At 71.8% G+C, this 17,728-nt stretch carries 17 protein-coding genes; 10 read left to right on the forward strand and 7 right to left on the reverse strand.

Going from position 1 to position 17,728, the window contains the following annotated elements; translation table 11 throughout:
* The first annotated feature begins 34 nt into the window (after nucleotides 1-34).
* Nucleotides 35-1,501 carry a non-reducing end alpha-L-arabinofuranosidase family hydrolase gene (locus tag AB0J42_RS19685; protein ID WP_364296271.1) on the forward strand — a complete coding sequence of 489 codons (1,467 nt, stop codon included), beginning with the start codon at nucleotides 35-37 and terminating at the stop codon, nucleotides 1,499-1,501.
* A gap of 23 nt (nucleotides 1,502-1,524) precedes the next feature.
* Here AB0J42_RS19685 and AB0J42_RS19690 read toward each other — a convergent pair whose 3' ends face one another.
* The 4 genes from AB0J42_RS19690 to AB0J42_RS19705 all read right to left on the reverse strand — a co-directional run bounded on the left by AB0J42_RS19690 (nucleotide 1,525) and on the right by AB0J42_RS19705 (nucleotide 5,580).
* A complete protein-coding gene (locus AB0J42_RS19690) occupies nucleotides 1,525-1,719 on the reverse strand; it encodes a hypothetical protein (RefSeq protein ID WP_364296273.1) in 195 nt (64 codons plus the stop codon).
* A 197-nt stretch (nucleotides 1,720-1,916) separates the two neighbouring features.
* Complete coding sequence (locus AB0J42_RS19695) at nucleotides 1,917-3,095, reverse strand: MSMEG_0565 family glycosyltransferase (RefSeq protein WP_364296275.1); 1,179 nt, start codon at nucleotides 3,093-3,095, stop codon at nucleotides 1,917-1,919.
* Nucleotides 3,092-4,645: an FdrA family protein gene (locus tag AB0J42_RS19700; RefSeq protein ID WP_364296277.1), complete on the reverse strand. Its 1,554-nt coding sequence runs from the start codon at nucleotides 4,643-4,645 to the stop codon at nucleotides 3,092-3,094. Before AB0J42_RS19700 ends, AB0J42_RS19695 begins: the two co-directional genes overlap by 4 nt.
* Nucleotides 4,642-5,580, reverse strand: a complete 939-nt coding sequence (locus AB0J42_RS19705; RefSeq protein ID WP_364296279.1) for a carbamate kinase — start codon at nucleotides 5,578-5,580, stop codon at nucleotides 4,642-4,644. Before AB0J42_RS19705 ends, AB0J42_RS19700 begins: the two co-directional genes overlap by 4 nt.
* Nucleotides 5,581-5,694: 114 nt before the next feature.
* Here AB0J42_RS19705 and AB0J42_RS19710 point away from each other — a divergent pair, with 114 nt between their 5' ends.
* The 3 genes from AB0J42_RS19710 to AB0J42_RS19720 all read left to right on the forward strand — a co-directional run bounded on the left by AB0J42_RS19710 (nucleotide 5,695) and on the right by AB0J42_RS19720 (nucleotide 8,118).
* Nucleotides 5,695-6,330, forward strand: a complete 636-nt coding sequence (locus AB0J42_RS19710) for a hypothetical protein (protein ID WP_364296281.1) — start codon at nucleotides 5,695-5,697, stop codon at nucleotides 6,328-6,330.
* A 155-nt stretch (nucleotides 6,331-6,485) separates the two neighbouring features.
* Entirely contained in the window at nucleotides 6,486-7,655 is a 1,170-nt protein-coding gene (locus AB0J42_RS19715) for an MSMEG_0568 family radical SAM protein (protein ID WP_364296283.1), read from the forward strand.
* A complete protein-coding gene (locus AB0J42_RS19720; RefSeq protein ID WP_364296285.1) occupies nucleotides 7,624-8,118 on the forward strand; it encodes an MSMEG_0567/Sll0786 family nitrogen starvation N-acetyltransferase in 495 nt (164 codons plus the stop codon). Before AB0J42_RS19715 ends, AB0J42_RS19720 begins: the two co-directional genes overlap by 32 nt.
* Nucleotides 8,119-8,150: 32 nt before the next feature.
* On the opposite strand, the gene AB0J42_RS19725 is transcribed toward AB0J42_RS19720, so the two are convergent.
* On the reverse strand, nucleotides 8,151-9,104 hold the full coding sequence (locus AB0J42_RS19725; RefSeq protein ID WP_364296287.1) for an AIR synthase related protein: 954 nt from the start codon (nucleotides 9,102-9,104) through the stop codon (nucleotides 8,151-8,153).
* 83 nt (nucleotides 9,105-9,187) lie between these two features.
* Between AB0J42_RS19725 and AB0J42_RS19730 the strand changes: the two genes are divergently transcribed.
* From AB0J42_RS19730 to AB0J42_RS19755, 6 genes are read left to right on the forward strand one after another with little or no spacing between them, the layout of a single operon-like run.
* A complete protein-coding gene (locus AB0J42_RS19730) occupies nucleotides 9,188-10,033 on the forward strand; it encodes a phosphosulfolactate synthase (RefSeq protein ID WP_364296289.1) in 846 nt (281 codons plus the stop codon).
* Nucleotides 10,027-11,052 carry a hypothetical protein gene (locus AB0J42_RS19735; protein WP_364296291.1) on the forward strand — a complete coding sequence of 342 codons (1,026 nt, stop codon included), beginning with the start codon at nucleotides 10,027-10,029 and terminating at the stop codon, nucleotides 11,050-11,052. Before AB0J42_RS19730 ends, AB0J42_RS19735 begins: the two co-directional genes overlap by 7 nt.
* Nucleotides 11,049-12,251, forward strand: a complete 1,203-nt coding sequence (locus AB0J42_RS19740; RefSeq protein WP_364296293.1) for an adenylosuccinate lyase family protein — start codon at nucleotides 11,049-11,051, stop codon at nucleotides 12,249-12,251. The genes AB0J42_RS19735 and AB0J42_RS19740 overlap by 4 nt, the downstream gene beginning before the upstream one ends.
* On the forward strand, nucleotides 12,242-13,342 hold the full coding sequence (locus AB0J42_RS19745) for a pyridoxal-phosphate dependent enzyme (protein ID WP_364296295.1): 1,101 nt from the start codon (nucleotides 12,242-12,244) through the stop codon (nucleotides 13,340-13,342). The genes AB0J42_RS19740 and AB0J42_RS19745 overlap by 10 nt, the downstream gene beginning before the upstream one ends.
* Entirely contained in the window at nucleotides 13,339-14,922 is a 1,584-nt protein-coding gene (locus tag AB0J42_RS19750) for an argininosuccinate lyase (protein ID WP_364296297.1), read from the forward strand. Before AB0J42_RS19745 ends, AB0J42_RS19750 begins: the two co-directional genes overlap by 4 nt.
* Entirely contained in the window at nucleotides 14,909-16,348 is a 1,440-nt protein-coding gene (locus AB0J42_RS19755; RefSeq protein WP_364296299.1) for a DUF1116 domain-containing protein, read from the forward strand. The genes AB0J42_RS19750 and AB0J42_RS19755 overlap by 14 nt, the downstream gene beginning before the upstream one ends.
* Nucleotides 16,349-16,400: 52 nt before the next feature.
* Here AB0J42_RS19755 and AB0J42_RS19760 read toward each other — a convergent pair whose 3' ends face one another.
* Nucleotides 16,401-16,814 (reverse strand): OsmC family protein, encoded by a 414-nt coding sequence (locus AB0J42_RS19760; protein WP_364296301.1) that lies wholly within the window; start codon nucleotides 16,812-16,814, stop codon nucleotides 16,401-16,403.
* A 90-nt stretch (nucleotides 16,815-16,904) separates the two neighbouring features.
* Entirely contained in the window at nucleotides 16,905-17,687 is a 783-nt protein-coding gene (locus AB0J42_RS19765) for an amidohydrolase family protein (protein WP_364296303.1), read from the reverse strand.
* Between the last annotated feature and the right edge of the window lie 41 nt (nucleotides 17,688-17,728).

The raw sequence follows: 17,728 nt of genomic DNA on the forward strand, positions 1-17,728 counted from the left end.
CCCGCTCTCAACACAGAAAGGCGCGGACCCCTCCATGAAAAAGAGATTCCTGACCGTCCTCGCGGCGGTGGCCGCACTAGTGGCAAGCCTGTTCGTCGTCCAACATCCCGCCAACGCCGCCACCGTGGACACCAACGCGTGGTACGTGCTCGTCAACCGCAACAGCGGCAAGGCGCTGGACGTCTACAACCTCGCCACCAACGACGGCGCCCGCATCACCCAGTGGAGCCGGAACAACCAGAACCAGCAGCAGTGGCAGTTCGTCGACTCCGGCGGCGGCTACTACCGGGTCAAGTCACGCCACTCGGGCAAGGTGCTCGACGTCTACAACTGGTCGACCGGGAACGGCGGCTCGATCGTCCAGTGGACCGACCACAACGGCGCCAACCAGCAGTGGCGGCTGTCCGACAGCGACGGCGGCCACGTGCGGCTCATCTCGCGGCACAGCGGCAAGGCCCTGGAGGTCCAGGGCGCGTCCACCGCGGACGGGGCCAACATCGTCCAGTACGACGACTGGGGCGGCGCCAACCAGCAGTGGCAGCTCGTCCGGGTGGACGGCGGCGGCGACGACGGCGGCGGCGGCAACCCGGGTCAGTGTGACCTCCCGTCGACGTACCGCTGGTCCTCCAGCGGGCCGCTGGCTCAGCCGAAGTCCGGCTGGGTCTCGCTCAAGGACTTCACCGTCGCCCCGTACAACGGCCAGCACCTCGTCTACGCGACCACCCACGACACCGGCACCCGGTGGGGCTCGATGAACTTCGGCCTGTTCAGCGACTGGTCGCAGATGGGCTCGGTCAGCCAGAACACCATGTCCTCCTCCACCGTCGCGCCGACGCTGTTCTACTTCGCCCCGCGCAACCTCTGGGTGCTCGCCTACCAGTGGGGCAGCACGGCCTTCTCCTACCGGACCTCGACCAACCCGACCAACCCGAACGGCTGGTCGTCGGAGCAGGTGCTGTTCTCCGGCAGCATCTCCAACTCCTCGACCGGTCCCATCGACCAGACGCTCATCGCCGACGACACGCACATGTACCTGTTCTTCGCCGGTGACAACGGCCGGATCTACCGGGCCAGCATGCCGATCGGCAACTTCCCGGGCAGCTTCGGCTCGTCCTCGACCATCATCATGAGTGACACCACGAACAACCTGTTCGAGGGCGTCCAGGTCTACAAGCTCCAGGGCCAGAACAAGTACCTGATGCTCGTCGAGGCCATCGGCTCCCAGGGCCGCTACTTCCGCTCGTTCACGTCCAACAGCCTGAACGGCTCGTGGACGCCGCAGGCCGCCACGGAGAGCAACCCGTTCGCCGGCAAGGCCAACAGCGGCGCCACCTGGACCAACGACATCAGCCACGGTGAGCTGATCCGCGTCAGCGCGGACCAGACCTTCACCGTCGACCCCTGCAACCTGCAGCTGCTCTACCAGGGCCGCAGCCCGAACTCGGGCGGCGACTACGGCCTCCTGCCGTACCGCCCGGGCCTGCTGACCCTGCAGCGCTGATCCGCTAGGCCGGGGCGGGCGCGTCAGGCGCCCGCCCCGGTCATGCGCAGCGCGAACTCCGCGTACGTGTCCGCGACCTCTTCGGGCTGGTACGGGAGCGAAGGGTCGTACCAGTTGGCCACCCGCATCCCCATCCCGCTGATCGCCGTGACGGCGAGGAAGGCGTCGGGCACCTCGAAGGCGCCCGCGGCGATGCCCTCGTTGTGCGCCCGGACCACCCGCCGCAGCCGCGCCCCGGGGTCCGCGGGCCCGGCCGAGGCCGCCTCGACGAGCCGCCGGTGGTGCTCCTCGTGACCGATGCGGACCAGCTCGGCCAGCCCCGTTCAGCGCAGCGCGCCGCCCTGAAGGTGCGCGGCGGTCAAGTGGATGCCGCGACGCCGGGACAGCTCCCCCGCTGCCCCGGCGTCGCGGCCGTCTAGTGCGCGGTGAGAGCCTCCGGGCTCGCCGCGTACAGCTCAAGGTGCCTTCGGGCGCTGGCGGCCCAGCTGTAGCTGTCGGCCAGCCGCAGCCCCGCGGCGCGCAGCCCCTCCCGGACCTCCTCGTCGTCCAGGACGGTGGCGAACGCCGCCGCCAGCGCCTCCGCGTCCCCGACGGGGGCCAGCAGGGCGTCGCGGCCCGGGACCAGCCACTCCCGGAAGACCGGGATGTCGCTGGTGACCACGGGCAGCCCGGCCGCCATCGCCTCCAGCGCCGCCAGGCCGAACCCCTCCTTCACGGACGGGAAGGCCAGCACGTCCGCCGCCGCGTACCAGGCCGCCATCTCGTCCTCGGGCACGGTGCCGAGCTCGACGACGTCCTTGCCCAGAGTCAGGCCGAGGCCGTCGAGGCTGTCCAGCACCCTGTCGCGGTAGGCGCGGTGGTCCTGGAAGGAATGCCCGCCGAGCACGGCCAGCACAGGAGACGGCGTGCGCTCCCGTATCAGCCTGGACAGGGCGGCGACCAGCGTGTCACTGCCCTTGCGCGGCTCGATGCCGCCGACCGACAGCAGCAGCGGCCGGTCGGCCGCGCCGACGCGCTCCCGCAGCCCCGCCACCACGTCCGGCGAGGACTTGGCGTAGCGGGACGGGTCCACGCCGTTGGGCACCACCGAGGACTGGACGCCGTAGTCCTTCAGCAGGATGTCCTGCCAGATCTTGGTCACCACCAGGACCTGGTCGGGTTCGAGGATCGCCTGGCGCTGGCAGTCCATCAGGATCTCGCTGTCGAAGTCGTCCACGTGGTGGACGGTCCGGACGACCCTGGTGGAGATCCCGGCGTCGCGCACCCGGGCCGCGGCGCGCGCCGCGATGCAGTCCTGGGTGTGCAGGATCGGGAAGCCGGGCGCGATCTCGGCGAGCGCGAGCTCCATCGCGTCGATGTTCGCCGCGACCTTCTCCTCCAGCCCGCCGGTGTAGGACGGCACGGGGACGACGTGCGTCGGCGCGGCGACCGGGCGGAAGAACCCCTTGTCCGGGTCGCCGAGACCGACGATCAACACCTCCTGGCCGAGCGCGTGCATGGCCTCGCCCAGGGCCAGGGTGTGCGCGACGCCGCCGCGCGGCCGGGTGCTGTAGGTGATGAGGGCGACCGGGGGGAGGCGGGGATGGTCTGTCATCGATGCGACTCCGTCAGCTCAGGGCGACGGCTCGCGATCGCCGCCGCCGTGTAAGCGGCACGCGCCGCGGTCTCCGTCACCAGGCAGCCGATCTCCTCCAGCTTGGCGCGCTGCCTGGCGTAACCCTGCGAGTCGGTGTCGGAGCCGAGGACGTAGGCGACGACCTGCGGGCCGCCGTCCGCCATGATCTCGCTGAGCACCGGTGCGAGCTGCCCCGCCGGGTCCTCGTGCGCCCCGTAGCCGAGCACGACGTCGAGCAGCACCGCCGCCACCTCGGGGTCGCGGGCCTGCTCGCGGAGGATCTGGATGCGGGTGCTCGGGTCGATCATCGGGTGCGGCTTGCCGACCGTGTACTCCTCCGCGCCCAGGTCGAGCAGGACGTTCGAGCCGGCGGGGGCGGGCACCGTGTTGCCGGGGATCAGCGGCTCGTTGGAGTACACGTCGCCCATCGTCTCGTTGACGATCAGCTGCGCCTCGTAGCAGAGCGTGCCGCCGGAGTAGTAGCCGCGGACGGTGCGCCGCTCGTCGCTCAGACTGCGGATCCGCTCCTCCACCTTCGCGCGCAGGCCCTCGGACATGGTGCCGGGGCTCTTGCCGGCGATCTCGGCCGCGGCGAGCGCGCCCTCCTCCAGCGTCCTGGCCATCCGCACCCCGGACGGCGGCTCCAGGTCGGAGAGCCCGAGGAACGTGGCCACGGCCGGGGTGGAGGCGCACTGCTCCAGCACCGACTGGGCGACCGCCTGGCTCGGCGGCTTGGACACCAGCAGGATGACCTTGGTCTCGGGGTCCTCGGACAGGGCGCGCACGGCCATCTTCGCCACCCGCCCGCCGATCTCCTCCGACAGGTCGCGGCCGCCGACGCCGATCACGTGCGAGACGCCGACGCCCCAGCGGTCGAGCAGGGCCGCCACTTCCTGCGCCCCGGTGCCCGCGGCGGCGACGACGCCGACCGGGCCACGCCGTACCTCGTTGGAGAAGCCGAGGCCGGTGCCGGAGATCACCGCGGTGCCGGCGCCGGGCCCCATGACCAGCAGGCCCAGCTCCTCGCCCCGCTTCTTGAGCTCCGCCTCCTCGTCCAGCGAGACGTTGTCGCTGAACAGCAGGACGTGCAGCCCCTCGGAGAGCGCGTGGTGGGCCTCCAGCGCCGCGTAGTCGCCGGGCACGGAGACGACGGCGACGGACGCGCCGGGCAGCTGCTCGACGGCCCTGCTGACGGTGCGGGGCGCGACTGCGGCCGCCTCACCGGTCTCGGCGGCGGCGTCCTCGTACGCGGCCTGCGCGCCGGCGTCGAGCGCGGCCTCCGCGGCGTCCTCGTCGCGGGCGCGGACGGCGAGGACGAGGTCGTTCGCCCCGGCCTCCCCCACGAAGTCCTCGTCGAAGCCCTCGGCCCGGAGGTTCTCCCATCCGGCGGGCGTGGCCATGACGGCCCCGGCCCAGGCGACGCCGTCCTGTTCGGACATGACCGAGGTGGCGACGAGCAGGCGCAGCGAGTCGAGGTACGTGTCACGTACGACGCGGACGCGGGCCAGATCGCTCTTGATGCTGCTCATGCGGTGCTCCCTGCTTGTTTGGGAACGATGCGGGTGCCCACGCCGCTCCGCGCTTCCAGCGCTTCGAGCATGCGCTCCGCCGACGTGATGACGGCGGTCCCGTCGCTCTCCCGTACGAAGTCGATGGACGCGCGGATCTTGGGCCCCATGCTTCCGGCGGGGAACTGGCCCTCGGCGAGGTACTGCTCGGCCTGGGTCAGGGACATCTCGTGGACGGGCCGGGCCCGCGGAGTGCCGTAGTCGATCAGGACCGCGTCGACGCCGGTCACCAGGACCATCATCTCGGCCTTGAGCGACCCGGCGAGGACGGCTGCCGCCGCGTCCTTGTCGATCACGGCGTCCACGCCCGGGTAGCCGCCGCGGTCGTCGCGGGAGACGGCCACTCCGCCGCCGCCGGCGGCCAGCACCACCTTGCCCGCGCCGAGCAGCGCCTCTACGGCGGTGTGCTCCAGCATCTCGATGGGCTGCGGCGAGGCGACCATGCGCCGGTATCCCCGTCCGGCGTCCTCCTTCATCACCCAGCCGCGCCGCTTGGCCATGGTGTCGGCCTCCGACTCGGTGAAGAACGGGCCGATGGGCTTGGTCGGGTCCTGGAAGGCCGGGTCCTCGGGGTCGACGATCATGTGCGAGATGACGCCGACCGCCGTGCCCGGCCCCTGGATCGCGTCGATCGAGCGTGCCAGGACGCTGCCCAGCTGCCCCTGCGACATCGCGTTCAGCGAGTACAGCGGCTGCGGCGGCACCAGGTCGACGCTCCCCTCCTGCTGGATCGCGAGGTGGCCGACCTGCGGACCGTTGCCGTGGACGACGACCACCGACCATCCCGCCTCGCACAGGTTCGAGATCCCCGCCGCCATCTGGGCGGCGTTGGCCTCGATCTGCTCGGCGGTGCCTGTCTGATCCGCCCGTGTCAGGGCGTTTCCGCCGACAGCCACCACGGCTACGTTTCTCACTGCTAGGTCGCCCCTACCTCAATATCCGATACTAGATGTACCGTTTAGTATAGTGAACTGCCCGGGAGGAAACATCAAATGTCCGACTCTGGGGGTGTGCGCGAATCCGCACCCGACGCCCGGCAGGCCGCCGGCGAGTTGCACCGCGTCTGGACCGCGGCCGCGGAACGCGCGTTCTCCGGAGGCGTTCACCAGCCTGACCTCTATCTCAGGACGACGCGCCTGGTAGGCGCGGTCGCGCAGCGGCTACGCGAGCTCGGGCGGGGACTGGAGCCGCTGGTCGAGGCCTGGCCCGGCCACCGCGACCTCGTCCGCCGGGTGGTGGAGTCCAGCGAGCTGCTGACGTCGGACGGGCTGGACATCGAAGCCGTCGCCGGGGCGGCGTTCGCGATGCGCTACCGGGAGGCGCTCGAAGAGGTCACGCTCGACGACCGGCTGGCGGCCCTGGCGAAGGCCGCGCCGGACTCCGGATGGTTGGTGCTGGAAGAGTCCGGGTACCGACCAGGTGACCCATTTGTCCCATATCGGCGACTGGAGGCCGACCCCGCCACCGGGCGGGCGCTCCTCGTGACGACCCGGCCCGACGACTCGTTCACCGCCTGCGTGCACACGGTGGAGGAGGGGCGGATCGACCTGGAGACCGGCCGGCTCGACTCGGGCGAGCCGGGGTTCCGCGAGTTCACCTCCAGCGAGGAGCGAGAGGCGTGGGTGGCCCGGCTCAAGGCCTCCTAAGCCGGTCGCAACCGAGGATTCTCGGTACACACAGTTGCCACTCCAGACACTCTTTCTATAGTAGTCAAAGAGTAGTTTCCTATAGGAAATACCTCATCTTTCAGGGCGGTCTAGCCGAGCACCGTCAAGAGTCGGCCCGGACAAGGAGCTACACGATGACCGAGGAAACCGACACCCACCGCAGGCTTGCCCCCGGTGAACTCGCTGAGCTGATCGTCCGGCTGCAGAGCCTGGGGCTGCGCACCGAGGTCTCCCTAGAGGCACGCAAGGGAGGTGCCGGCCCGTCCGACGCGGGGATGCTCTATATCGACGGCAGCCCGGCCACCGTCCCGACCACGGCCGACTACGTGAAGAACTCCCCGTACGCGCTCCGGCAGGAGGACGACGGTTTCGGCATCTACGAGGGCTCTGTCCGGCTCGCGGACGCCTCGCTGGCTCCCCGGCCCAAGTACTACGACATGAAGACCGAAGACGGCATCCCCTACTGGCAGATCGCCCTGATGCACCTGGACTCCATGGCCAGCACGGTGCTGCAGACCTGCGCCTACTGGGGAAACTCCGACCAGTGCACCTTCTGCGGCATCGGCGTCTCGCTCGCCGCCGGCCGCACGATCGCCAAGAAGACCCCCGAGATGCTGGCCGAGGTCGCCGTCGCCGCCCGCGACCTGGACGGCGCCGTCGACGCCACGCTCACCACCGGAAGCACCGCCACCCCCGACCGCGGCGCCCTCTACGTGGGCCGCTGCGCCCAGGCCGTCAAGGAGGCCGCCGGGCTGCCGGTCCAGGTCCAGTTCGAGCCCCCCTCCGACCTCGACGTGATCAACCAGGTCCGCGACATGGGCGTCGACTCGGTCGGCATCCACGTGGAGACCTTCGACCCCGAAGTGCTCGCCAGGGTCGCCCCGGGCAAGGCCCGCTGGGGCATCGAGACGTACTTCTCCGCCTGGGAGCGCGCCGTCGAGGTCTTCGGCGAGGGCCAGGTCTCCACGTACGTGATCCTCGGCATGGGCGAGGACCCCAAGATCACCGTGGACATGTGCCGCCGCGCGGTCGACATGGGGGTCTACCCCTTCATCGTCCCGCTGCGCCCGGTCCCCGGCAGCCTCATGGAGAGCGAGCAGCCCCCGTCCTCGGAGTACGTCGAGTCCATCTACCGGCAGGTCGTCCCGCACATGGTGCGGCGCGGGCTCACCGCCACCGGGGTCATGGCGGGATGCGCGCGCTGCCAGGCGTGCTCCGCGCAGGGCGCCCTGGAACGGGCCGGTTCGAGTTCGACGAAGGATGTGGTGCCCGATGGGCGCGTCTCTCTCCCGCTCGTATTCTGACCGGACAGCCACCGACCTGGCGGTCTGCCGCACGGTGACGACGGCGGAGGAACTGGAGCAGCACCACCGGATCCGGCGCGCGGTCTTCGTGGACGAACAGGCGCTGTTCGACGGCACCGACGAGGACGAGTTCGACCGCGACCCCACCGTCCGCCACGTGCTCGCCTACGCCGACGACGTCCCGGCCGGCACCGTCCGGCTGTATCGGCTGCCCGGTGAGGGGCAGGGACTGTGGAAGGGGGATCGGCTGGCGGTGCTCCCCGAGTACCGCCACCTCTGGCTCGGGGGGCCGCTGGTCAAGTACGCGGTGGCGACCGCCGCCGCGGCCGGCGGCACGCGCATGATCGCGTACGTGCAGCTCACCAACGTGAGCTTCTTCCGGCGGCTCGGCTGGTCCAAGGTGGATGCGCCGGTCGCCTACGTCGGCGTGCCCCATCAGCAGATGAGCATCGACCTGACGTGATCACTCCGTGCATCCGCCAGGCCGAGCACGTGTCAACGGTTCAGCCGGGTGACCGACTCCTGCTTGAGGTCGAACACGACGACCGAGCCGGAGGCGTCGCGCAGGCGCACCTCGCCGCTGTCGTCCAGGGTGCCGAGCCGCCGTGCGGTCAGGCCCCGGGCGGCGAAGGCCTTCGCGCAGTCTTCGACCCGGTCGTCCGGGGCGGTGAGCAGGAACGCGAAACAGGGGAAGCACGACAGCCAGTCGGCGACCGGCACGCCCTCGGGCACGGGGAGCAGGTCCAGGTCGACCTCGACGCCCAGCCGGTTGGCCTCCAGCAGCATGGCCAGCGAGCCGATCATGCCGGCCATGCTGACGTCCTTGGCGGCCACCGCCGCGCCCGACTCGGCCACCTCGGCCAGCAGGCGGACGTCGCCGGCCAGCCGGTCGCCCCGCTCGTCGAACGACGGGAAGAACAGGAAGTCCTCGCGCATCCGGCCGTCGAGGCAGCAGGCCAGCATCAGCGCCTGACCGGGGGCGGTGTGCGTCGCCGACAGCACCTTCTCCGCGGTGCCGAGGCCGAACGCCGACAGGCTCGGCGGGCCGTCGGTCTCGGTGAGGTGACCGCCGACCACCGGCACCTGGTAGGTCTCGCTGGCCCACTTCAGGCCTTCGAGGATCTTCGTGGTGATCTCGCGCGGGCCGACGACCGTGTCGACGATCGCGAGCGGCCTGGCGCCCATCGCGGCGAGGTCGTTGACGTTCGCCAGGACGGCCGACACACCCGCGCCGTAGGGGTCCTTCGCGACGAAGGAGGGCAGCATCGCCTCCCCGCCGACGATCAGGTTGCGCCCCCGGTCGTGCACGACGGCCCCGTCGTCGCCGGGACCGGACAGCCAGTCGCCGCCGCCGAACACTTCGGTGACCGCCCCGATGGCGCTCTTGGCCTTGACACCCGGGAGGCCGCGCAACCGGTGGGCGAGATGATCGAGATCGATGGTCGACAAAGCGGATTCACTTCCATGCGGTGGGTGCCGGTAGACGTACCAGGCGTAACAGATGACGCCATTCTAGTAAGGAAGCTTTTCTCGTGACAGGACACCCAGTTCGCTACCGCGAGGCGGGGCGCGGCCCGGCCTCGCAGGTCGCGGGCTTTCTCGCGCTTCCGGAGCGCACCACCAAGCCGCGCCGGCGCGGCGTTTCGCACGTCCTCGACAACGGCATGTCGCTCGCCGAGGCCGAACTCCGGCTGGCCTCCGCCGCCGACAGCATCGACGTGTGGAAGTTCGGCTGGGGCACCGCCTACGTCGACCCGGCGCTGCACGCCAAGCTCGAACTGCTCGCCTCCCACCAGGTGCTCGCCTGCACCGGCGGGACCCTGCTGGAGGTGTCGTGGCAGCAGGGCGTGCTCGGCGAGTTCATGGACTGGGCCGAGGGCGTCGGGTTCCCGTGCATAGAGGTGTCGTGCGGCTCGGTCGCGATCCCGCGTGACGTCAAGACCGAGATGATCAGGTCGGCGTCGTCCCGGTTCGTCGTGCTGTCGGAGATCGGGCTCAAGGACCCGGAAGCGGCCCCCTCGGCCCGGCAGTGGGGCGCCGACGCCCAGGCCGACTTGGAGGCGGGCGCGCGCTGGATCGTGACCGAGGGCCGCGAGAGCGGCACCGTCGGCCTGTACGACCCGGCCGGCGAGGTCCGCACCGAGATCGTCGACGCCGTCGTCTCGGCCGTGGGCCTGGAGAACGTGCTGTTCGAGGCCCCGCGCCGCGACCAGCAGGCCTGGCTCATCCGGCGCTACGGCGCGAACGTCAACCTGGGCAACATCGCGCCCGCCGAGGCGCTCTCCGTCGAGACGCTCCGGCTGGGACTGCGCTCGGACACGATGGGAACGTTCCCCTCGTACGGGGAAGCTCCCGCGAAGCGGGAGGAATCATGCTGATCGCACAGCAGTACCGGAACGTGGCTTTCACCGACGTCCCGGCCGACCTCGACGAGAGCTCGCTGCGCGCGTTCTTCCTCAGCCGCCAGGTGTACCGCCGGACCCGGTACGTGGTGGCCCGCAACGAGGACCGGCAGGCCCTGGTCGAGGTCGTCAAGGCGAGCGAGGACGCCCTGTTCGTGGACGTCGCCGAGGTGCGCGTGCTGGCGACGCCGGACGAGACGGTCCTCGTCGACCGGCCCGAGATCGACACCGCCATCCCCAGCCAGCTGCTCCGGGTGGCACTCGACCTCGCCGACGCGCCCCGCTGCGTGGTCGTGCGGGGCCGGTACGGGCACGTCAACTTCATCCTGGACCCCGTCCCGCGCCGGGTCCACGTGCTCGACGTCGCGCCGCCCTGGCCCGCCAAGCTGGTCGACCAGGTCCGGCGGGTGCTCGACACCGCCGAGGAACTGCCCGCGACCGAGCTGGTGCCCGAGGTCGTCGACCTGGAGGGCATGGCCGCGAGCAAGCCCGCCGGCCACTACCTGCTGCCCTGCCGCGGCGGCGGCATCACGGTCCCCGGGGCCGAGGTCTCCTACCTGGACGAGGTGCCGCCCGAGGCCGACTGGCTGCTGGTCGGCTGCGCCCGCTCGCGCGCGATCCACGACCACTTCTACCCGGACCGGGCGCCGGGGCTGACCCAGATCGACATGTGCCCGGCCGCGCTCGCCGCCGCCAGGCCGCTCCCGCCCGGCGAGGCCCGCCTCACCAAGTGCTGCCTGCTGGAAGAGCACATCGAGACCCGCGGCGACACCGTGGTGGTGCCCTGGGGGGCGTCGTTCGGGCAGGTCTCCGGCGGGCTGGCCGCCGCCTCCGACCTGGCCGAACAGCGCCGTACCGCCGCGGAGAACGGTACGAGCGAGCAGAACCGTACGGACGGAGACTCCCCCGCCACGGGAGAACCCCGCACGACCGAGGCATCCCCCACCACCGGGAAACCCCGCACGACCGAGGAACGGAGAGAGGACCGGACGTGAGCGCACGCATCTCGGACTCGCTGACCTACTCGCACCTGTGGGGCACGGACGAGCTACGGCAGATCTTCGACGAGAAGGCCCGCCTGCAAGGCTGGCTCGACGTGCTGGCCGCGCTGGCCCGGGCCCAGGCCGCGGAAGGACTCATCCCCGCCGAGGCCGCCGAGACCATCACCGCCGAGCTCCGCGTCGAGCGGCTCGACCTGGAACGGGTCGCGCAGGGCACCCGCGAGACCGGCCACTCCACCCTGGGCCTCATCCACGAGCTGCGCCGGGTGCTGCCCGAGACGGCCCGCGAGCACGTCTACGTCGGGGCGACCGTCCAGGACGTCACCGACACCTGGACGTCGCTGGCGATGCGCGCGGTCGGCGGCATCGTCTGGCGTGACCTGCGCCGCATCGAGGACGGCCTGCTCGACCTGGCCCTGGCCTTCCGCGACGCCCCCATCGCGGGCCGGACCCACGGCCAGCCCGGTGCGCCCGCCACCTTCGGCTGGAAGGCGGCGTCCTGGGCGGACGAGATCCGGCGGCACCTCGACCGGCTCCGTGAAGGCGCCCCGCGCTGGCTCGTCGCCCAGCTCGGCGGCGGCATCGGCACCCTGGTCGCGTACGGCGACCGCGGGCTCGCCATCCGCTCCCGGTTCGCCGCCGACCTCGGGCTGGCCGACCCCGTCATCTCCTGGCTGAGCTCCCGCGACCGGATCGCGGAGTTCGGCGCCCTGCTCGCCATGATCACCGGCACGCTGGCGCGGATCGGCGACGAGGTCTACGAACTGCAGCGGCCCGAGATCGGCGAGCTGGGCGAACCGCGGGCCGAAGGGGTGGTCGGCAGCATCACCATGCACCACAAGCGCAACCCCGAGGGCAGCGAGCACCTGAGCACCCTGGCCCGGCTGGTCCGCTCCAGCGCCGGCGTCCTCATGGAGTCGGTCGTCAGCCAGCACGAACGCGACGGGCGGGCCTGGAAGGCCGAGTGGGTGGCGCTGCCGGAGGCGTGCCTGCTGGCGGGCACGGCGCTGCGGCTCGGCGTCCAGCTCGTCGAGGGCCTGGAGGTGCACGCCGACCGGATGGCCGCCAACATGCGCACCTACCTCGGCGACACCCAGAACCCCTCCGACACGGGCGCCGCCACCGACATGGTCGACATGGTGGTGTCCCGCGCCCGTAAGGCCAGAGCGGAGGAGTCCCCTTCATGGCCCTGACCCCGAACCACAACCCTCGGGAGATCCGGGACTCCAGAGAGGTCTTCCCGGAGGCCGGAACCCACCCGTCACCCGCCGGAGACGCCGGGGAGGAGCGGGCGGCCCGGGAGTCCCCGGCGGCTCAGGAGGCCGGGGAGGGCGAGGCGAAGGTGCCTTCCCGGGTCGAGCTGGCGGTGTTGCCGACGCCGTTGGTGGAGGCGCCGCGGCTGGCGGAGGCGCTGGGTGTGCGCGGGCGGCTGCTGATGAAGCGCGACGACCTCACCGGTTTCGCGGTCGCGGGCAACAAGGCGCGCCAGTTGGAGACGCTGGTCGCCGCCGCACGGGAGTCCGGCGCGGAGGTGCTGGTGACCGGCGGGACGCCCGGCTCGAACTTCTGCCAGGCCGCCGCCGCGGCCGCCGCCTGGGCGGGCCTGCGCTGCGTACTGATCTACGCCGGATCACCCCCCGAGACCCCGCACCCGAACCTGCTGGCGGCCCGCCACTGGGACGCCGAGATCCGGTGGACGCACGACCCGGACCGTTCCTTCGTGGACGTCGAGATCGAGAGGGTGGCGGGCGAGCTGGGCGGGTTCGCCGTGCCGCGCGGCGGCGCGACCCCGCTCGGCGCGACCGGTTTCCACCTGGCGGCCCTGGAGCTGGACGCCCAGCTCGACGGCCCCGCCCTGGTGGTGGTGGCGACCGGCTCGGGCGGCACGCAGGCCGGTCTCGTCTCCGGCGCGGTGGCGCTGGGACGCCGGCTGCTGATCCGCGGCGCCTCGGTGAGCAGACCCCAGGAGGAGACCGCCCGGCGGGTGCTCGAACTCGGCCAGGGCTGCGCCCGCCTGATGGGCACCGAGCCGCCTGCCCCCGCGGACGTCGTGGTCGACGACGCGCGCGGCCCCGGGCACGCCCGCCCCTCGGAGGAGGGCGAGCACGCGGCCAGGATCGCGCTGCGCACCGCCGGAGTCGTCCTGGACCCGGTCTACACCGCGAAGGCGGTGGGCGCGCTCCCCCGCATCCTCGGCGAACGACGCCACGACCCCGACCTGACCACTGTTCTCTGGCACACCGGCGGCCTGCTGGACGCCGTCGCCGGATGGGAGGCACGATGATCGACGACGGACTGCCGTCCGCACCCTCGGCACACCACCGGGGCGGGCTCGACCGGCTGGGGCCGCCTGTGGAGGGCCCGGCCCAGGAGCTGATCGACAGCGGGTTCGAGCTGGAGAACGCCGACTCGCCGCTGCTGCACGCGGGCCTCAACCTCGCCGACCTCGCGCACCTCATCGACCTGTACGAACGAGGGGTCGTCCCCTACCAGGCCGCCGAGCAGCTCGTCCGGGTGCTGCTCCGGGCGGTCCGCACTCCTGCCGAGGACTTCCCGTACGACCCGGCGTTCGGCGAGCCGTACAACTCGCGCGAGCGGTACTTCACCGCCCAGATCGGCGACGACGCCGGCTGGCTGCACGCCGGCCGCCCGCGCCGTGAGGCGGTCCGCATCGCGCTGCGCCTGCACGTGCGGAGCGTCCTGGAGGACCTGGTGGAGGCGTCGGCGGAGCTCGCGCAGGCCATCGCGCGGGTCGCGGGGGCCAACAGCAGGACGTGGCTGCCCGACCAGACCTACCTGCAGCACGCGCAGCCCTCCACGTTCGGCCACTACCTGGTCAGCTTCGCCTACCCGGTCCTGCGCGACGCCGAGCGGCTGATGGACGCCCTCGCCTGGGTGAACACCAGCCCCGGCGGGGCGGGCTGCGTCAACGGCAGCCGCCTGCTGGCCGACCGGAGCAGGGTCGCCGAACTGCTCGGCTTCGAGGGCTACATCCAGCACACCCGCGACGCGATGTGGCAGATCGACGGGCTCATCGCCGCGCTGTCGCACGCGTCCAGCCTGCTGACCACGCAGAGCAAGCTGGCCGAGGACCTGGAGATCTGGGCCAGCAACGAGTTCGACTACATCACCATCGCCGACGGGTTCAGCCGCTCCAGCGTGCTGATGCCGCAGAAGCGCAACCCGTACGCCCTGTCGATCATCCGCGGCGCGTCGGGCACGCTGATCGGCCGGCTCACCGGGTTCCTCGCCGTCAGCAAGAGCCCGTCGGCCCGCAGCGACAACCTGATCTACGCGTACGGGGAGATCCCGCGCGCGCTGGATCTGGCGCTGCGCACGACGCGGCTGACCAGCGGCGTCATCCGCAGCATGACGGTGAACGCCGACCGGATGTGGGAGGCCCTGGAATCCGGCTTCAGCCAGGCCACCGACCTCGCCGAGTACGTGATGCAGACCTGCCAGGTGGACTACCGGACCGCCTACCAGGTGGTCGGCATCGCGGTGCGCCAGGCCAGCAGGGAAGGGCTGCGCGGCATCGACCTGAACGCCGAGCGGCTGGAGGCCGCCGCCCAGCAGTACGCGGGCATCTCGCTCGGGCTGGAGGGCCGGGACCTCTCCGAGATCCTCGACCCCCGCCACATCGTGGAGACGCGGACGCTGGCCGGCGGGGCGGCGCCGCCGGTGGTCGAGGCGATGGCCGCCGAATGCGCGACCGAGGCGGAGGCGCTGCTGGGCCGGGCCAGGGCGGCGCGCGACTCGTTCGAGCAGGCCGAGGCCGCGCTGGTGGAGCTCGCGGAGAACTTTCTCAAGGCTGACCCCTCAGAGGGGACCGACAACAAAGGAGACAACGATGACCGGCACTGATACCGCCACCCCGGTGCGCCTGCCCGGGGAGGTGAACGTCGTCAACGTCGGGCTCCCGCTGTTCGCCGAGGCGATCACCGAGCAGCGGCGCCCGGTCGTCCAGGTGGACTGGCGGATCCCGGCCGGCGGCGACCCCGACGTGGTCGCCGCGCTCCGCCGGCTGTACGGCAAGCACGCGGAGAAGATCGACGCCGCCAACCAGGAGGTCCTGCGGCGGCTGGACCGGGGCGCGCCGCAGATGGTGGCCGTGCGGACCGCCCGGGATGTCATCCCCGTGCTGGCCGAGGGCCGGGTGATCCTGCACTGCGGCCCGCGCATCGCGGTCGAGGACACCGTCGACCCGCTCCGCCGCTCGATGCGCGCCGCGATCTGCGCCGAGGGCTGGGCGAGCAGTCCCGACGAGGCCGACGCCCTGATGCGTGACGGTTCCGTACGGCTGGAGCCCGCCAACGCGCACGGCGTGGTGGTGCCGATGGCGACGGCGATGGGCCCGGGCACCCCGGTGTGGGCCGTCGAGCTCGCCGAGGCCGGGATCACCACCTACGCGCCGATCGGTCAGGGGCCGGGCGACGTGGCCTGGTTCGGCCGCGACACGCCGGGCGCGATCGAGCGGCTGGTGCTGCTGCGCGAGGTGGTCGGCCCGGTGCTCGCCGACGCGGTGGCCAAGCACGGGCCGACCGACGTGATGTCGCTGGCGGCGCAGGCGGTCGCGATGGGCGACGACGTCCACGTCCGCACCCAGGCCGCGACCAACCTGCTGCTGCGCAACCTGCTGCCCATGCTGGTGACCGGCGACCATCCCCGCCGGGGCGAGGCGGCGACCTTCATGTCGGGCAACCACCTGCTCTTCCTCACCCTGGCGATGGCCGCCGCCCGCGCGCTGGCCGCCTGGGCGTCCGAGGTCGAGAACAGCTCGATCGTGGTCGGCATGGCGCGGAACGGGACCGAGTTCGCCGCCTGGCTGGCCGGGCCGTCCTCCGACTGGCACCTGGCGCCCGCGCCGATGGTGGAGCGCGCGCTCTACCACCCGGGCCGGAGCGAGGCCGACGCCGCCCCCGACATCGGGGACAGCTCGGTGCTGGAGCTCGTGGGGCTCGGCGGCGCTGCCGCGGCCGGGTCGCCCGCGGTGGCGCAGATCGTCGGCGGCACGATGGCAGCCGCGGCCGAGCTGACCGAGCAGCTCCACCAGGTGTGCGTGGGCAACTCCACCCGCTTCATGATCCCGGTGTGGGGGATGCGGGGCTCACCGGTGGGCGTCGACGTGCGCAAGGTCGTCGAGCTCGGCATCACCCCGCAGGTGACGACGGGCATCCTGCACAACGCCGACGGCAGCGGGCAGGTCGGCGCCGGGGTGGCGACGGCGCCGGTCCAGGCGTTCGTCTCCGCGCTGATGGCGCTGGACGCGAAGCTGGAGGCGGGGAACTGAGTCCGAGATGGTGGGGGCGTGCTCCGGGGAGGGGGTGCGCCCCCGCCGCTTGTCAGGCGCAGACGTCGGCCTGGCGGACGTCGATCTCGGGGGCGTGGGCCAGCGTGTTGGACACGTAGCAGACCCGTGAGGCCGGGGCGAGCAGCGGTTCCAGCTGCTCGACGGGGAGGCTGGTGTTCACGGTCAGCCTGATCTGCTTGAAGCGCGGGCCGTCGTACTCGCCGACGGCCGACACCTCCAGGTCGGGCAGCTCGATCCCGCGTTTCCGCGCCGACCACGCCAGCGCCAGCGCGTAACAGGACGCGAGCGAACCCAGGAAGTACTCCGTCGGCATCGGACCGGTGAACGTCCCGCCGACCTCCTCAGGCTCGTCCACGGCGAACGAGAACGGGCCGGCCTGGACGGTCGCCCGCCAGCCGCCCTCCCACCGCGCGACGACCTCGTTCGAATCTCCTGATCTTGCCAATCTCGCTCCTTCGGTGCAGGGGCCTATGAAACAGAACAGACCGCGGGCCCCGGGGCGATGCCCCGGGACCCGCGGCCCCCTTGTGGTACGTCAGCCGTAGAGCCGGTCGAAGTTCTCGTTGAAGACGAGGTTCGCCAGCTCGCCGTCGCCGACGGCCTCGATCATGCGGTGGTACTCGCCCGCGAAGTCGCCCCACGGCAGGTCGGAGGCGAACAGCACGCGGTCGCCGCCGATGCCGCGCCGCTCGATCTCCTGGGCGAGCCAGTACGGAGCGAACCCGACCGACCAGGTGAGGTCCGTGTAGACCTTCTTGCCGGCCTCGATCCAGTCGAAGAACCGCTTGCCGATCAGCTTGATGTGACCGCTCACCCCGCCACCGAAGTGGACCAGGTGAACCGGTACCTCGTCGCCGTACTTGTCCACCAGCTGGCCGACCTTGTCGATGTCCGACTGCGCACCCGGCGAGGTGTGCACGTGGACGACGAGGTTGTTGGCCTTGGCGGCGGCGAAGATCTTGTCGAGCTGGACCTGGCACTCGGGGTCCTCGACGGACCCGCCGAGCAGGAAGCTGATCTTCAGGGCCTTGACGCCGTTCTCACCGACGAGCGCCAGCGCCTTGTCGGTCAGCTCGGCGTCCTGCGGGCGCGGAGACGCCCACAGCGCGGCGCGGAGCCGGTCGTCCCGGGCCGCCGCCTCGACGACGAGCTCGTTGAACGAGAACGAGTGGCTCGGGTCGGGAACCCCGTAGTTGGGGATGACCAGGGCCCGTTCGGTGCCCTCCGCGTCCATGTCGGCGAGGAGCTCGTCGATGGTGCCGCGGGCCTTCACGTCCGGGTTGACGGGCGGGCCGCCGTAGAACGGGAAGGCCGGCATGACACCGATGTGCCGGTGTCCGTCAGCGTGTCTAGCAGGTG

It is taken from the genome of Nonomuraea sp. NPDC049649, assembly GCF_040675175.1.
Classification (GTDB): domain Bacteria; phylum Actinomycetota; class Actinomycetes; order Streptosporangiales; family Streptosporangiaceae; genus Nonomuraea.

Bases quoted from the DNA above. Each gene is read 5' to 3' on its own strand.
- AB0J42_RS19695 (WP_364296275.1), bottom strand. From the start codon at position 3,095: ATGACAGACCATCCCCGCCTCCCCCCGGTCGCCCTCATCACCTACAGC.
- AB0J42_RS19700 (WP_364296277.1), bottom strand. From the start codon at position 4,645: ATGAGCAGCATCAAGAGCGATCTGGCCCGCGTCCGCGTCGTACGTGAC.
- AB0J42_RS19735 (WP_364296291.1), top strand. From the start codon at position 10,027: ATGCTGATCGCACAGCAGTACCGGAACGTGGCTTTCACCGACGTCCCG.
- AB0J42_RS19750 (WP_364296297.1), top strand. From the start codon at position 13,339: ATGATCGACGACGGACTGCCGTCCGCACCCTCGGCACACCACCGGGGC.
- AB0J42_RS19765 (WP_364296303.1), bottom strand. From the start codon at position 17,687: ATGCCGGCCTTCCCGTTCTACGGCGGCCCGCCCGTCAACCCGGACGTG.
- AB0J42_RS19715 (WP_364296283.1), top strand. From the start codon at position 6,486: ATGACCGAGGAAACCGACACCCACCGCAGGCTTGCCCCCGGTGAACTC.
- AB0J42_RS19720 (WP_364296285.1), top strand. From the start codon at position 7,624: ATGGGCGCGTCTCTCTCCCGCTCGTATTCTGACCGGACAGCCACCGAC.
- AB0J42_RS19755 (WP_364296299.1), top strand. From the start codon at position 14,909: ATGACCGGCACTGATACCGCCACCCCGGTGCGCCTGCCCGGGGAGGTG.
- AB0J42_RS19685 (WP_364296271.1), top strand. From the start codon at position 35: ATGAAAAAGAGATTCCTGACCGTCCTCGCGGCGGTGGCCGCACTAGTG.
- AB0J42_RS19745 (WP_364296295.1), top strand. From the start codon at position 12,242: ATGGCCCTGACCCCGAACCACAACCCTCGGGAGATCCGGGACTCCAGA.